The sequence below is a fragment of the Vibrio sp. 05-20-BW147 genome, from assembly GCF_013369385.1.
In the GTDB taxonomy this organism is placed as follows: Bacteria; Pseudomonadota; Gammaproteobacteria; order Enterobacterales; family Vibrionaceae; genus Vibrio; species Vibrio floridensis.
The window spans coordinates 182,505-197,875 of the sequence record NZ_SZTO01000010.1 but is presented as its reverse complement, the minus strand read 5'-3'; the positions used below and the strand labels follow the sequence as shown (position 1 = coordinate 197,875).

Annotated in this window: 12 protein-coding genes; 9 read left to right on the top strand and 3 right to left on the bottom strand. The window is 47.5% G+C overall.

Annotation, left to right across the window (positions count from 1 at the left end; all coding sequences use genetic code 11):
* Positions 1 to 139 precede the first annotated feature (139 nt).
* Positions 140 to 1,477, top strand: a complete 1,338-nt coding sequence (gene cadB / locus FC652_RS11140; RefSeq protein WP_017422040.1) for a cadaverine/lysine antiporter — start codon at positions 140 to 142, stop codon at positions 1,475 to 1,477.
* Positions 1,478 to 1,590: 113 nt separating this feature from the next.
* Positions 1,591 to 3,726: a lysine decarboxylase CadA gene (locus FC652_RS11135; protein ID WP_011079948.1), complete on the top strand. Its 2,136-nt coding sequence runs from the start codon at positions 1,591 to 1,593 to the stop codon at positions 3,724 to 3,726.
* A 112-nt stretch (positions 3,727 to 3,838) separates the two neighbouring features.
* On the opposite strand, the gene FC652_RS11130 is transcribed toward FC652_RS11135, so the two are convergent.
* Positions 3,839 to 4,825, bottom strand: a complete 987-nt coding sequence (locus FC652_RS11130; RefSeq protein WP_176298610.1) for a sensor domain-containing diguanylate cyclase — start codon at positions 4,823 to 4,825, stop codon at positions 3,839 to 3,841.
* Between the two features lie 197 nt (positions 4,826 to 5,022).
* Between FC652_RS11130 and FC652_RS11125 the strand changes: the two genes are divergently transcribed.
* The 3 genes from FC652_RS11125 (at position 5,023) to udp (ending at position 8,897) form a co-directional block, all read left to right on the top strand.
* Positions 5,023 to 5,439, top strand: a complete 417-nt coding sequence (locus tag FC652_RS11125) for a CBS domain-containing protein (protein WP_011079950.1) — start codon at positions 5,023 to 5,025, stop codon at positions 5,437 to 5,439.
* A gap of 135 nt (positions 5,440 to 5,574) precedes the next feature.
* The gene (locus tag FC652_RS11120; protein ID WP_176298609.1) at positions 5,575 to 7,890 is read left to right on the top strand and encodes a zinc/cadmium/mercury/lead-transporting ATPase; all 2,316 of its coding nucleotides are present in this window, start codon (positions 5,575 to 5,577) and stop codon (positions 7,888 to 7,890) included.
* A gap of 248 nt (positions 7,891 to 8,138) precedes the next feature.
* Positions 8,139 to 8,897: a uridine phosphorylase gene (gene udp / locus FC652_RS11115; protein ID WP_011150849.1), complete on the top strand. Its 759-nt coding sequence runs from the start codon at positions 8,139 to 8,141 to the stop codon at positions 8,895 to 8,897.
* Positions 8,898 to 9,006: 109 nt separating this feature from the next.
* Here udp and FC652_RS11110 read toward each other — a convergent pair whose 3' ends face one another.
* Both FC652_RS11110 and FC652_RS11105 read right to left on the bottom strand, forming a co-directional pair.
* Positions 9,007 to 10,167, bottom strand: coding sequence for a DUF1887 family protein (locus FC652_RS11110; protein WP_011079953.1), 1,161 nt, complete (start codon positions 10,165 to 10,167; stop codon positions 9,007 to 9,009).
* Positions 10,168 to 10,332: 165 nt separating this feature from the next.
* On the bottom strand, positions 10,333 to 12,324 hold the full coding sequence (locus FC652_RS11105; protein WP_176298608.1) for a methyl-accepting chemotaxis protein: 1,992 nt from the start codon (positions 12,322 to 12,324) through the stop codon (positions 10,333 to 10,335).
* A 235-nt stretch (positions 12,325 to 12,559) separates the two neighbouring features.
* Between FC652_RS11105 and hinT the strand changes: the two genes are divergently transcribed.
* The 4 genes from hinT (at position 12,560) to lpoB (ending at position 15,368) form a co-directional block, all read left to right on the top strand.
* Positions 12,560 to 12,910 carry a purine nucleoside phosphoramidase gene (gene hinT, locus FC652_RS11100; RefSeq protein WP_176298607.1) on the top strand — a complete coding sequence of 117 codons (351 nt, stop codon included), beginning with the start codon at positions 12,560 to 12,562 and terminating at the stop codon, positions 12,908 to 12,910.
* Between the two features lie 113 nt (positions 12,911 to 13,023).
* Positions 13,024 to 14,370 (top strand): COG3014 family protein, encoded by a 1,347-nt coding sequence (locus tag FC652_RS11095; protein WP_176298732.1) that lies wholly within the window; start codon positions 13,024 to 13,026, stop codon positions 14,368 to 14,370.
* A complete protein-coding gene (locus FC652_RS11090) occupies positions 14,370 to 14,759 on the top strand; it encodes a YcfL family protein (protein ID WP_176298606.1) in 390 nt (129 codons plus the stop codon). Before FC652_RS11095 ends, FC652_RS11090 begins: the two co-directional genes overlap by 1 nt.
* Positions 14,760 to 14,777: 18 nt before the next feature.
* Positions 14,778 to 15,368 carry a penicillin-binding protein activator LpoB gene (gene lpoB / locus FC652_RS11085; RefSeq protein ID WP_176298605.1) on the top strand — a complete coding sequence of 197 codons (591 nt, stop codon included), beginning with the start codon at positions 14,778 to 14,780 and terminating at the stop codon, positions 15,366 to 15,368.
* The last annotated feature ends 3 nt before the right edge of the window (positions 15,369 to 15,371 follow it).

The window sequence follows — 15,371 nt, the reverse complement described above, 5'->3', positions numbered from 1 at the left end:
GAACATTAACGGGGTCACGGAGAAAGTTTTCTCTCTATCGCGTTAATAACATCAAAAGAGCAGCGACAAGGTTGCTTCGCGTTGCGGTTATTTATTCGTTTGAGTTTTGTAACTTAAGTTGAATCGAGTTGGAGATGTTATGTCATCTAATGCTAAGAAAATCGGCCTAATTGCCTGTACAGGTGTCGTGGCTGGTAACATGATGGGCAGTGGTATTGCCTTACTTCCTTCTACACTGGCGAGTGTAGGTTCTATCTCTATTTTTAGTTGGGCGATTTGTATTGTTGGCGCATTGAGCCTGGCATTCGTGTTTGCTCGTTTGGCAACCAAAAACCCTCAAGAGGGTGGCCCTATTGCGTATGCAGGTGAGGTGTCACCGGTGTTTGGTTTCCAAACGGGCGTGCTTTACTACCACGCGAACTGGATTGGTAACTTAGCCATTGCCATTACCGGTGTTTCTTACCTATCGGTTTTCTTCCCAGTACTGAATGACCCGATTCCAGCAGGCCTTGCGACCATTGCTTCTGTTTGGGTGTTCACGCTGGTTAACTTGCTCGGTGGTAGCTGGGTAAGCCGACTCTGTACCGTCGGTTTGGTACTGATTTTGGTTCCTGTATTAGGTACAGCGCTCTTTGGTTGGACGCACTTCGACAGCGCTATTTACAGCCAAAACTGGAACGTTTCTGCAGGTAGCGATGGCCATGCGATCATCACTGCGGTACTTATCTGTCTATGGTCTTTCGTGGGTGTGGAATCTGCGGCGGTATCATCAGGTATGGTTGAGAACCCAAAACGCACAGTACCACTTGCGACTATGCTAGGTACTGCGATTGCTGGTGTGATTTACGTGCTGTCTACTCAAATGATCAGCGGTATGTTCCCAGCTTCTGAAGTGGCTGCATCAGGTGCACCATTTGCGTTGGCGACCACTGAACTGTTCGGTAGCTGGACTGCGCCATTTGTTTCTGCGTTTACTGCGTTGGCGTGTTTCACCTCTCTTGGTTCTTGGATGATGTTGGTGAGCGAAGCGGGTAAACGTGCCGCAAACGACGGTAACTTCCCTAAAGTGTTTGGCGAAACCGACAAAAACGGCGTGCCTAAGAAAGGTTTGGTTATCGCGTCTAGCATGATGACGATGTTGATGTTGGTACTGATGTTCTTTAGTTCAGAAACCGCGCACGCTTCAGACATGTTTAACCAATTAACCACTGACGCAGTACTACTCACCATGCTGCCTTACTTCTACTCAAGCATTAACTTGATTCGCTTCGAAGGTATGACAACTCGCAATACATTCGTGATGTTGTTCTCGGGCATTGCTAGCTTGTTCTGTATGGTTGCCCTAGCAGGTGCAGAAGGTTCAACTCTCACCGCAACCTTCATCATGTCTCTCATCATCTTGATGTTCTACAGCAAGAAAACAGGCTTGGCACAATACATGGCTGCCCATCCTGAAGAAGCTTCGGCTCAACACTGATTGATTCCGCTGGCGGACTGCCACGCCAGCGCTTCCTAATTTCATCACGGCGCTCGTCTTACTCACTGTGACTAATCACAGAGAGCGCCCTTTTTCGTCTTGGAGATGTCCAAATGAATATTTTCGCTATCTTGAACCACATGGGTGTGTTCTTTAAAGAAGAGCCAGTTCGTCAATTGCATGCAGCACTTGAAAAAGCCGGTTATGAAGTTGTTTATCCAGTGGATGACAAAGATTTGATCAAGATGATCGAAATGAACCCACGCATTTGTGGTGTGCTGTTTGACTGGGATAAATACTCGCTTGAGCTTTGTGAGCGTATTAGCCAAATCAACGAAAAACTGCCAGTACACGCGTTTGCTAACGAGCAATCAACGCTGGATATTTCGCTTACCGATCTACGCCTAAACGTGCATTTCTTTGAATACGCATTGGGCATGGCGGACGACATCGCCATCAAGATCAACCAAGCGACACAAGAATACAAAGACGCAATTACACCGCCATTCACCAAAGCGCTGTTTAAATACGTGGAAGAAGGCAAATACACCTTCTGTACTCCAGGTCACATGGGTGGTACGGCTTTTCAAAAAAGCCCAGTCGGCAGCATTTTCTACGATTTCTACGGTCCAAATACTTTCAAAGCGGACGTGTCGATTTCGATGCCAGAGCTAGGCTCACTGCTTGACCATTCAGGTCCACACAAAGAAGCGGAAGAGTACATTGCGCGTACGTTCAACGCTGACGCATCGTACATCGTGACGAACGGTACTTCGACATCAAACAAAATTGTCGGTATGTTCTCAGCGCCAGCGGGCAGCACGGTATTGGTTGACCGTAACTGTCATAAATCATTGACTCACCTAATGATGATGACGGACGTAACACCCATTTACTTCCGTCCAACCCGTAACGCTTACGGCATTCTTGGTGGTATTCCACAAAGTGAATTCAGCCGTGAAGTGATTGCTGAGAAAGTCGCTAAAACACCAGGTGCGAGCGCGCCAAGCTATGCAGTAATCACCAACTCAACTTACGATGGTTTGTTGTACAACACACAATTCATCAAAGAGTCTCTCGACTGTAAACACATCCACTTTGATAGTGCGTGGGTGCCTTACACTAACTTCAACCGTATTTACGAAGGCAAATGCGGCATGAGTGGCGAAGCGATGCCAGGCAAAGTGTTCTACGAAACACAGTCCACTCACAAACTGTTGGCGGCGTTCTCGCAAGCGTCAATGATTCACGTAAAAGGTGAATTTGACCGTGAGTCGTTCAACGAAGCCTTTATGATGCACACCTCCACCTCGCCTCAATACGGCATTGTGGCATCAACAGAAACCGCGGCGGCAATGATGCGTGGCAACACGGGTCGTAAGTTGATGCAAGATTCAATCGATCGTGCGATTCGTTTCCGTAAAGAGATCAAACGCTTAAAAGGTGAAAGTGACGGTTGGTTCTTCGATGTTTGGCAACCAGAGAATATTGAGACAACCGAATGCTGGAAACTTGACCCTAACCAAGACTGGCATGGCTTCAAGAACATGGACGATGACCACATGTATCTTGACCCAATCAAAATCACCTTGCTGACTCCTGGAATGAGCAAAGATGGTGAATTGGAAACCAGTGGTATTCCTGCTTCATTGGTGGCGAAATACCTTGATGAACGTGGCATTGTGGTAGAGAAAACAGGCCCTTACAACTTGTTGTTCTTGTTCTCAATTGGTATCGATAAATCAAAAGCAATGCAATTGCTACGTGGTTTGACTGAGTTCAAACGTGGTTACGATCTGAACCTAACGATTCGCACCATGCTGCCTGCGCTGTACCGTGAAGATCCAGCGTTCTACGAAGGCATGCGTATTCAAGAGCTGGCACAAGGCATTCACGATCTGACTCGTAAGTACCGTCTACCAGAATTGATGTACAAAGCGTTCGATGTGCTACCAGAGATGAAAGTCACGCCACACGCAGCTTGGCAACAAGAGCTTCGTGGTCAAACCGAAGAGATCTTGCTGAATGATATGGTGGGCCGTGTCAGTGCCAACATGATCCTTCCTTACCCTCCAGGTGTGCCTCTAGTGCTACCAGGTGAAGTGGTGACAGAAAGCTCTCGTCCAGTACTGGATTTCTTGGAAATGTTGTGTGAAATCGGCGCGCATTACCCAGGCTTCGAGACCGACATCCACGGCCTATACCGCCAAAAAGATGGCCGTTACACCGTAAAAGTACTGAAAGACTGATTTGCCTGAAATCAGGTCAATGATTTAACGCAACGTGACTACCCCAATAGACGCGTGACCCAAAGAGAGCCAAACAAATGGCTCTCTTTTTTTGCACGGAAGATCCCAGCGATTAATGAGAGAGAAAGTGAACGGTGCCACGTTGGGTGTTTTTGGCGTTAAACAGCGCTTTATCCGCTTTGGAAATAAACTGTTCGAGATCTTGGCTGTCGCTCGTTAGGCTGGGGTAAAACTGAATGCCGATGGTGACGGTGAGAATCTTGGATACTTGCGAATGTGGATTGGCAATGGCTAACCGAGCGATGGACGCTTGCAACGCGCTTGCTTTCTCTTCGCATGCTTGTTTTGAGATGTCTTGGATAAATATAAGGAATTCATCGCCGCCATAACGAAAGCCGATACCCTGCTCACCACTCCACTGTTTGAGTGTCATGGCAACCATTCTCAACGCTTTGTCGCCAGTTAAATGGCCAAAGGTGTCGTTGAGATCTTTAAAACAATCAATATCAACCATAAACAGCGCGGCACTGTGGCCAGACTGGGCAGCCTTTGATAGGGCATGGGGAAGATGGATCTCTAGCGCGTAACGATTGAAGAGTTGAGTGAGGTGGTCGAGGCATGAGAGGCGTTCCAGTTCGAGTTGTTGAGACTCTAATCGTTGCAGGGCTGTTTTGTATTCAGTGATGTTGCGCACTGTCCAAAGGACTTTGTTTTCGCCCAAGAGAGGAATGACGAATGCGCTGAAAAATTGCAACTCAGTCGGCCCTTCGACACCGTCAAAACAACTAAGATCTTTTGGATGGAGCTCATATTCCAACTCTTGAGGCCTTTGCGATTGGATGACCTGTTGAATCACGTCGGAGAACCACCTGGCTTTATCGCTCGGCAACACCTGGTATTGATTCAAGCCGATGAGATTGGCTGGGTCATGGTGTCGCTTACTGTCGGTACCGCCCCATGCTTCGATATAGTAACCCTCGGCATTAATCAAAAAAGTAGGTTCAGGTAGCGCCTCAAAAATGTGATGCACAACCGATGGGTTATTAGCGATAACTCGAGAGAAAATAGATTGTTCTACCATGCAGACGACTCCTACCATGTTAATTAACATATAGCTTAATAACGTAAAGTTGGGGGCAACGGAGACGTAATTCAGTGTCTTATTTTTGAAACGGGTGATCAGAATCGCTTGATTGGTAGGGACAATAGATAAAATTGCTGATTCCAATTTAGTAAAAACAAGAAATTAGACGACACTTAAAGAAAGGGCAAAATGACACCGCCAAGGAGCACGCGATGAATTCACTCAAAGTAAAAGATTACATGACCCTACAAGCCGTCACCTTCACAGTTGACATGTCTTTAAGTGCCGCATTGAACAAAGTCATGAAAAGCGTGGTCATGGGTGGTCCGGTGATCAATGAAAAAGAAGAAGTGATAGGTTTCCTTTCAGAGCAAGACTTGCTGGATAAACTGGTGAAAGCCAGTTATCACTGCCAAGATTCGTATACCGTTGGTGAGTGCATGCACAGTGATGTGTTATCGGTTTCGTCTGATATGTCGATCATCGAACTGGCCGACATGATGAAAGTCGGCAAACCGAAAATGTACCCGGTGGTCGACAACAAAAAATTGGTCGGGGTGATCACCCGTCGCGATGTGTTAAAAGCGATTGGCCAAAGTCTCGATGATTGCTTCAAGCATCCGGTTTAACCTTCCTCCTTATGATGAGCCCTCTAACGAGGGCTTACTTTTATAGCCGATTCCTTGCCGAGTGAAATAACGCTTGACCTTGGAGCTGACTCTAAGGTTTATGCTTACGCTGTACTCACCAATAAGGAAAATGTTATGTGCTCAAAACATACTGCTTGTCAGTCAAATAAAATCATTGCCAAACCTACTGCGGTATCGTGCTGCAGCCCGAGCTTAGCCGCTAGCAAAATGACCGCAATTTCATCGGTAGCAGACAGTTGCTGCAGCTCAGATGCGTGCTCAAGCTCAGATCCGAATGAAGAGAGTGAGCGGCGAGAGGCACCCTTAGCTCAAAGCGCGTCGGAGCGACAAAGTTGGCTCATCTCCGGTATGGATTGCCCGTCTTGCGCTCAGAAATTGGAAAAAGCCGTCTTGGGTGTGGCCGGAGTTCAGCAGGCGAAAGTGTTGTTTGCCACCGAGAAGTTGGTGGTGGATTTCGCTTCTGCGTCATTAATGGCAGAGATTGAACAAGTCGCGGCAAAAACAGGTTTTCCAATTACGCTCGTTGGTTCATCGGCAGCGAAGGCAACTGCGGCGCCTCAACCTCAAGGTTGGCTCGGTTTTGTTTACGCCAACTGGCACATTTTAGCCATAGCCTTTTCTATGGCTATCGCCGCTCTATTGGCGACGGTTTCCGAAGCGTTAAGTAATGGCTTATTTGTTCTAACCTGTTTAGCGGGTTTATACCCTGTGGCGAAAAAAGCCGTGCGCCTTGCTCGCAGCGGAACCCCTTTCGCCATTGAGACGCTGATGAGCGTGGCGGCCATTGGTGCGCTTTATCTTGGTGAAAGCGTGGAAGCGGCCATGGTTTTACTGCTGTTTTTAATTGGTGAGAAATTGGAAGCGTACGCTGCCTCAAGAGCAAGAAGTGGCGTTCAAGCGTTAATGGCCTTAGTGCCGGAAAACAGCATTAAAATTGTCGATGGTCAACGAGTAGAAGTGGCGGCAAGTGAGTTGATGCCAGGTGATGTGGTTGAAATTGCGCCCGGTTCTCGTTTGCCTGCGGATGGCTTGCTTCTTACGCCAACGGCCAGTTTTGATGAAAGTGCGTTGACGGGAGAATCGGTGCCCGCAGAGCATACCTCTGGCGCGAAGCTGATGGCGGGTGTGGTGGCTGTCGATAAAGTCGTGCGCATCGAAGTCACCTCAAAACAAGGTGAAAATGCGATAGATCGTATTTTGCATCTCATCGAAGAGGCGGAATCGCGCAAAGCACCACTGGAGCGTTTCTTAGACAAATTCAGCCGTTGGTACACACCATTAATGATGTTGGTGTCGTTGGCCGTGATCGTCGTACCGCCAATGTTCTTCGCCCAGCCTTGGGAAACGTGGGTGTATCGCGGTTTGGCTTTGCTACTGATTGCTTGTCCTTGTGCTTTGGTGATCTCAACGCCGGCAGCAATTACTTCTGGCCTTGCTGCGGCAGCCAAACGTGGCGCCTTGATCAAAGGTGGCGCGGCGTTAGAACAGCTTGGTAAAGTCGAAGCGGTTGCCTTTGATAAAACCGGCACACTTACACAAGGCAAACCGCAAGTGACAGATGTGGTGTCATTCCTCTATGACGATGAAACCTTGTTGAGTTTGAGCGCAGCGGTGGAAGTGGGTTCGAGTCACCCTTTAGCGGTTGCGCTGATTAATCACACCGAGAGTTTGGGTTACGCCATTGCGGAAGCAACGGACAAAATGGCTCAAGTCGGGGCGGGCGTTTCCGGTTTCGTCGATGGTAAAAGCGTGGAGCTGGTGGCCCCTTCACGAGCCCAATTTCCACTCTCCTTGCAATTAGAAAGAGAAATTGTCCGCTTAGAAGGGCAAGGGAAAACCGTGGTGATTGTGCGTCATGATAGTGAAGCCATCGGGCTCATCGCATGGCAAGACACATTGCGCAAAGACGCAGCTAAAGCGGTGGTTGCGCTAGGTAAACTGGGCGTTTCTGCGGTGATGTTGACAGGTGATAACCCTCGCAGTGCTCAAGCCATCGCTCAGCAGATTGGCATTGATTACCAAGCGAGCTTATTGCCAGCAGACAAAGTGCACTATGTGGAGCAGTTTGCCGCAAGCAAAACCGTTGCCATGGTTGGAGATGGCATCAACGATGCGCCTGCCATGAAAGCGGCGAGTATTGGTATCGCCATGGGCGGAGGAACCGACGTCGCCCTTGAAACGGCGGATGCTGCGCTTACGCATAATCGCTTGGTTGAGTTGCCAAGCATGATAGAGCTCTCACGCGCAACAATGAGCATCATCCGTCAAAATGTCGCCTTGTCATTGGGTCTAAAAGGGGTGTTTCTTGTCACCAGCTTGCTTGGCATCACCGGGCTATGGGTGGCGGTATTAGCGGACAGTGGCGCAACGGCATTGGTCACACTAAACGCATTGCGATTGTTACGATTCCGTTCCTCAAATGAATACTAGACAGTGTGAATCTATAAAGCCTGTATTTACGATGCGGGCTTTTTGTTGTGACACCTTATGCAATTAAGCTCTTGATTGCATTTAAAGTGTGATGCAAACCGGTTTTTCCAAGTAATAAATATTTGTTACATTTACCTATTGTGATGGTGATCACTCCAAGTTGTGAGGAGGTTGAGTAAAGTGCATTTTTAGACCCCTACAAATTTATCTGAGCTTATTTTCAAGTAAGCCGCAATAAGGAGTGACTTATGTCTCAAGCTGTTTTCCACTTAGGTGTTACTGAAGCAGATCTTAACGGTGCAACGCTAGCGATCATCCCAGGTGATCCTGCGCGTGTACAAAAAATTGCTGAAGAAATGGAAAACCCAGTATTTCTAGCTAGCCATCGTGAGTACACCTTGTACCGTGCAGAGCTAGATGGCAAACCAGTGGTTGTTTGTTCAACGGGTATCGGCGGTCCTTCTACTTCTATTGCGGTTGAAGAGTTGGCTCAACTGGGTGTGCGTACTTTCCTACGTGTTGGTACCACGGGTGCGATCCAGCCGCATGTTAACGTGGGTGACATGATCGTCACGACAGGTTCTGTTCGTCTTGATGGTGCGAGCTTGCACTTTGCGCCAATGGAGTTCCCTGCAGTAGCTGACTTTGACGTGGCAACGGCAATGAAAGCGGCTGCATTAGAAAGTGGTGCAACAGTTCACACCGGTGTTACTGCGTCAAGTGATACCTTCTACCCAGGTCAAGAGCGTTACGATACCTTTACTGGGCGCGTAGTGAGCCGTTTCCAAGGCTCAATGAAAGAGTGGCAGGAGATGGGCGTACTGAACTTTGAAATGGAATCAGCGACGTTGTTGACCATGTGTGCAAGCTCTGGCCTACGCGCGGGTTGTGTTGCGGGTGTAATCATCAACCGTACACAAAAAGAGATCCCAGATCACGCGACGCTAAAAGAGACGGAAGCTCGCTCTATCAAAGTGGTTGTCGAGTCTGCGCGTAAAATGCTGTAATCACATTACACTGATTGAATAAAGAAACCCCGAGGCGATCGCTTCGGGGTTTTTGTTTGTCGGTTGAAAAAGCAATTGGTCTTTTAAGCCCCTTCAAGCAAGACGGGAATTAGATCCCGTCGCTACCACCCGCTTGTGCAAACCACTCTGTGAGATGCTTTTTCAAATCTTTCAATTCATCTGGGCCGATCAGCGCTAAGCCAAGATCCTCTGCACGGGTAATATCGTTGTGACGCAGTGGACGGAAGCTTACCAACATGGCTCTTGCTTGTAGGCCACCGAGTAGATCACGCAGTGATTCAAGCTTATAAAGCGTATCGTCGCCGTCATCACGCATGCCCTTCGTCTTACATTCAATGATGTGCAGTTTATTGTTAACGACAGAGGCGACATCAAGCTCATTACGCACTTCGCGCTCGCCAAGTTGACGATAGACCTGAACATTGAGCGAGTGGTCTTGAATGGTGGGCATATCATCTTGGATCTGTTTGACGGTGCTGTGAACCAGTGTCTCTAACCATTCGCCATTGGAGAAACGACGAGCGTCTTCATTGGCAAAGGTAAGAATGCCGTTTTCGTAAGTGGCGATCTGCGCTTCCACCAAATCTGCCAGCAGCATATTCAGCTCGCGATAGCCTTGCTGCTTTTCAGATAACTCTACATCCAGCTTTTGCTCTTTGCGGCATGTCGTGGCGAGATAGTTTAAAGTCGCCAAACCAGGGCCTAATTCCAAAGCGTGACTGGCCCAACGCTCGCCGAGTTCATGCAATTTTTGGTCAAGTTGAGGTGGCAGTTCGACCTCATTGAACTCACCGCGCGCACCAAAGATAGTGAGATAATCAGCAACGGTAATGCGATCTTGTACTTGAGTGTCTTCACGGCCATCAGGATAGAGCCAGCACAGTTTGTCGCTGTTTGGTTCAACCACAAAAATTGGCCAATGGTAAGTGCGGAATACCTCATAAACAGAAAGAAGGCGATGACGCAAGCCACAGCTGGCGTTCAGTTTGACATCTTCCCCACGGCTTTTGAGATCTTCAGCTAAGGCCTGAATAGATTGTTTGATCAAACGAGTATCGACGACAGAGGGGATGACAAACAGTTCGGAAGTGATATCACGCTGAGCAAGCACAGAATGAAGTCTTTGATACATATCGCGTTGAGACTCATCACCGATAAACACGATATGAGTGCTGACGGTACGCAGATCGAGGAGAGGAGTCACCAGTCTGACAGGGTCCTGATCAATGATACCAACGTGTACAGCCATAACATTTCCTTCTCAGTACGGCTTGCAAAAAATGAGGATGTGAAAGAGAGTGCAAGCGCCTGATCTTCATATGTAGACACAGCGCATAAAAAACAAGGGCAACTTTGTCAAAAGTTGCCCTTATCCGATGACTTTATAGGCCTAGTGACCGTTTTCTGTTGAACCTTACAACTTGAAGCGGTGAACAAGCTCGGTTTGCTGACTTGCTAAGCTAGATAAGTTCTCGCTGGTAGAAGCGATTTCTGCCATCGCATGATAACTGCGGTCGGCAATGTTATTGATGTCTTCCAAACTACGAGCGATAGCAGTAGAGGTTTCACTCTGCTCTGCAGCTGCTTGAGAGATATGCGTGCTCATTTGACTGATCTCGATAATCAGTGCTTGAATTTCTTCCATTGCACCGTTGGCTTTTGACGCCTGCTCAACCGACATTTCCATATCCTTCATACAGCTTTGAATGACACTGTTTGCGGATTGTGAACTCGATTGCAAGTTGCTGATCATCGATTCGATTTCGGTGGTTGATTGTGTCGTTTTAGAAGCCAAAACACGGACTTCGTCAGCAACCACAGCAAAACCCCGTCCTTGCTCACCAGCGCGAGCCGCTTCGATCGCTGCGTTGAGCGCAAGTAGGTTGGTTTGCTCTGCGATACTGCGAATAACATCGAGTATCGAACCAATTTGACCACTCATTCGTTGCAGTTCAGAAACGGCGCAAACAGATTCGTTAAGACGAGCTTCGAGCTGATTGATGGTCGAGATATTGCTGCTCATGATGGTACGGCCAGATTCAGATGCCGTTTCCACTTTTTGCACCATTTCTAGTGAGCCTTGTGCGCTCTGGGCCACTTCTTGAACGGAGTGGCTCATTTCGGTCATCGCTGTCGCCACGCTGGCGGTCTGCTCGCGTTGAACGTTGAGTTGATGTTGTGCATCGCCAGATGTGCGCTCATTGTTTGCTGCGGTGTCGGTTAGGTTTTCTGCCGCATCATTAAGCTTAACCAAGATATTATGCAAACTGTCGGCTAACGTATTGATGTGTCCACTCACTCGACTGAACTCGTTGTTGTAACGAATATCGATACGCTGGGTCATATCACCGTCAGCAAGGCCTTCAAGGGTGGAAAGAATGCGCGTTAACGGCTCGCGTACACTGTGGGCAATATGATAACCCACAGCTGCTGCGAAAATGGTCACCGCAATGCCAATCACAATCGCTTTGAGTAAGCCTTGGTCGTACACTTCACCCGCTTCCACCAAAGAGGTATTGAGATTGTCGGTTGCCGTTGTAGTGAAGGTTTCCAACAAACGCATTGCTGAGTCAACTTTGATGGCAAGGTTGGCAATGTTGCCATACAAGGCATCTTTGGCTTCAAGGTAACTGGCGTGTTGATCCAGTACGCCCCCTTTTTGACCCACGTCTTGCGTAAACTTCTCGACAGAAGCATTAAACACATCTTTTAGTGATGGCAGTTGGGTAGTGAGACCACGGTATGCGTAATTCAGATGAGTGACCGCTTTCTTGTTTTTGTTGACGGCATTTTTTACAAACTCTAGATCTGAACTCGCCAGTGCATCTGAGGTGATTACTTCGGCATCTTTGAGTTTGACGAAATAGCTCTTTGCCATCACTTTGACAGATATGCTGGATTGGTCATCGACGTACTCTTTCATGCCAACGCTCAGCTCAGAGTGCAGTTTTTGGAAACGACGTGACGATTTTTGCACTTCTGCTTGAGCGGTGAACATTGCTTCGTAGTTGTTCATCGCTTCATTGGCTTCGGCAAAATAGCTGCTTTCAATTTCTTTCAACTGAACTAACGACTCTGCGAGTGCTGGGTATGCCTTGCTGGCATTTTCTAAACGGCTGAGTGTCTGGTTAAACTCGGTCTGAGACTTGCTAAACTCTTCACGCATCTGCATCATGCGCTCTTGGTTTTGTGTAGTGAGAAAATCTTTAAAGGATTTATCGGCGGATAAGAGTTCAACGCTGGTTTGATTCGACAATGAAACCAGAGGCAATGAGCTTGTCGAAACGGTCTCAAAGTTGGAATGAATCTGATTCATGCCATTGGTCATGATGGTGATTGTAACAACGAACAAGACGATGATCAGCGCGAAGCCTGCATACATCCTTTTAATGACTGAGCCATGCATAATTTAAGCCCTCTCCCACGTGTAACAAAAAAAGAAACGGAAGCCGTCTCAAAAAACTAACAAAATTGACATCATTGTATTGAGATCGTGATGAGCATTTTGTGGCGAGGGCGACAAAAAAGAGTTTATAGCAGGATGTTCTGTTGATAATGTTACTTGAACACTGTTTTTTATTGAGAAGAAGTGAACGTTGGCGCATACTGGTGCGGTTAAACTGAGACGTTATGGAGTACACATGGCCGAAGAAACTATCTTTAGCAAAATCATTCGCAAGGAAATCCCTGCTCAAATTCTATTTCAAGACGAACTGGTTACGGCGTTTCGTGACATTAACCCACGCGCCCCTAAGCACATCCTGATTATTCCAAATAAACTGATTCCAACAGTGAATGATGTTGAAGTCGATGACGAAGCGATGATGGGCCGCATGTTCACTGTTGCAAAACAACTCGCAAAGGAAGAAGGTATTGCAGAAGATGGTTATCGCTTGATCGTCAACTGCAATGCCCATGGTGGCCAAGAGGTTTACCATATCCATATGCATTTAGTGGGCGGTAAGCCACTGGGTCCAATGCTATTGGGCTAAATGACAGATGCGCGGCCAGTTATGGACTGGCCGTTTTTGTATTGAACACTTTTTTGGAGTGACCAGTGAAGCAATACCGGAAACGAGTTGGTGTACTGGTTTTTACCCTGCTGATGACAGGGTGTGCGAATATGTCTGCCGGTAATCTTTTCAGCCACTACAGTCAACAAAACCGTGCTGTTTATCAGGCGGTAAAAAGTGGCCATTATTCACAAGCCATAGAAGCGCAAACGGAAGGGATGGCAGGTAATATTCTCGACAATATGGAAAGGGGCCGAGTGGCGTTTCTTTCTGAGGATTATCCTGAGAGTAAAACAGCCTTAGAAGCGAGCGATGTGGCGGTACGTGAATGGCAAGACTTAGCCAAAATTTCCTTGTCACAAACTGCGACCAGTATTGGTTCGCTCGCCGTTAACGACAACCTGAACAACTATACGCCAGCGGATTATGAGCTGGGCTTTCTTCATTTGTATCTTGGTTTGAACTACCTCCAGCAGAATAGTTTGGAAGGCGCATTGGTTGAAATGCGTCGTGCCAATCAAGTTCAGGAAGCCGCGCGTAAAGTACGTGAAGATGATCTCCAGTCGGCTGAGCGTGATATGCAAAAAAATGGCATGTCGACCAATTTAGGCAGTGTGCTGGCGAACTACCCTGATGCAGGAAAAACCTTACAATCGGTGCAAAATGGTTATCTGTTTTTCCTCTCGGGTCTTTTGTATGAAGCCTCAAAAGATCTCAATGGTGCTTATGTTGACTACCGCAGAGCCTTGGCGGTGAGTCCCAATAACCCTGCGGTGATTGAAAGAACCATGCTGGTGGCGAAAAAGCTGGGCATGCGTGAAGATTTGGCCAAGTTAGAAAAACACTATGGTAAGCACAACGACACGTTGGAGGGTGGACAAGGCCGCGTGATTGTTATTGAAGAACAAGGCGTTGTTGAAGCGCTACAAGGCTGGCGGATAGATTTACCTGTTTATGACAGTCGAGGTGTTGGAGCACTGTATTCTCTCGCGCTGCCTTATTATCCAAGCCAAAACAGTGAGCGTTTTGCACCACTACGTTTAAATCAAAAAGCTCTGGAGAGTCATCTTTTGGTGGATGTCGACCAGATGGCGAAGTATGACTTAAGTGAACGCCTGCCATCGATGGTGATTCGCCAAGCTTTACGTGTTGTTGCTAAAGACCAACTGCGCAAAGAGGCGGCGCAAGGTGATGACGTAGGCAATTTACTGTTCAACGTTTGGAATGCGTTGACTGAGCAACCAGACACGCGCAGTTGGCAAACATTGCCAGCGAAAGTGAATGTCATGACAACCGTGTTACGTTCTGGGGAACAAACGCTGACATCGGGTGACAAAGATTATTTGTTCACTGTCGCGGATAAACAAACAACCTTGGTGTGGATCTCTCGTCAGGGAAACAACCAAACCGTTTGGCATAAACAATTAGGGAGGCTGTAATGAGAACTTGGTTAATTTCGGCACTGGTTTTGCTTGGATTAGCAGGCTGTGCAGAGAATACGGCAGGCATGCGAGTCGACGGTGAAACGCAGCACGTCTTCTTCCATGACAATGTACTTGGTGGCAGATTGCTGGTGGATGACATTGCAACCACAAAGGTGGATGACAGAGCTCGTGCAGTCGTTCGTTTAACCAGCGATTTCAAAGGGGATCAAAATATCCTCTATCGTTTTGCTTGGTATGACGACAATGGATTGGAAGTGAACACCAAGCCAGGCCCATGGCGCCAAGCCATTGTTCGTGGCTTTGAATCTATTACCCTTTCGGAAGTCACCGTAAATCCGAATGGAACTCAGTATCGCTTGCAAATCCGTGCAGCAAATGAATAAAAAATGTGAGGACTAAAAATGAATAAAGGTGTTGTCGCCTTACTAGGCTTAGCTGTTTTAATGGGTGGTTGTTCTAACCGAGTTTCTTATGGTGATGCGCAAGCTACTGAAACCACCACCATCGACTTTGGTTCGACAGACTTACAAACCATCGCAGGTCAAATGGTGGATAGCATGATGATGTCTGGCTCTGTGGCGGCGATTACGCGCGACAGTCGCCCAATTGTGTTTGTGGAACGCATTAAAAACAAAACCAGTGAGCATATTGATACGGAATCCATCACCGACACCATTTCAACCAAAATGCTTAACTCAGGTAAGTTCCGTTTTGTCGACATGGATCGCGTAGAAGCGGTTCGTGAACAACTGAACTTCCAAAACAATGATGAGCTTGTGAACCAATCTACCGCGATTCAGTTTGGTAAAATGGTCGGCGCTCAATACATGCTATACGGCAACTTGTCGAGCATCGTGAAAAACGACGGTAGCGACAAAGACGTATACTACAAAATGACCATGCGCTTGATGGATCTGGAAACCGGTTTAATTGAGTGGGCAGATGAAACTGAAATCCGTAAGCAGCAGTCTAAGAGCTTGTTAGGTCTATAAACA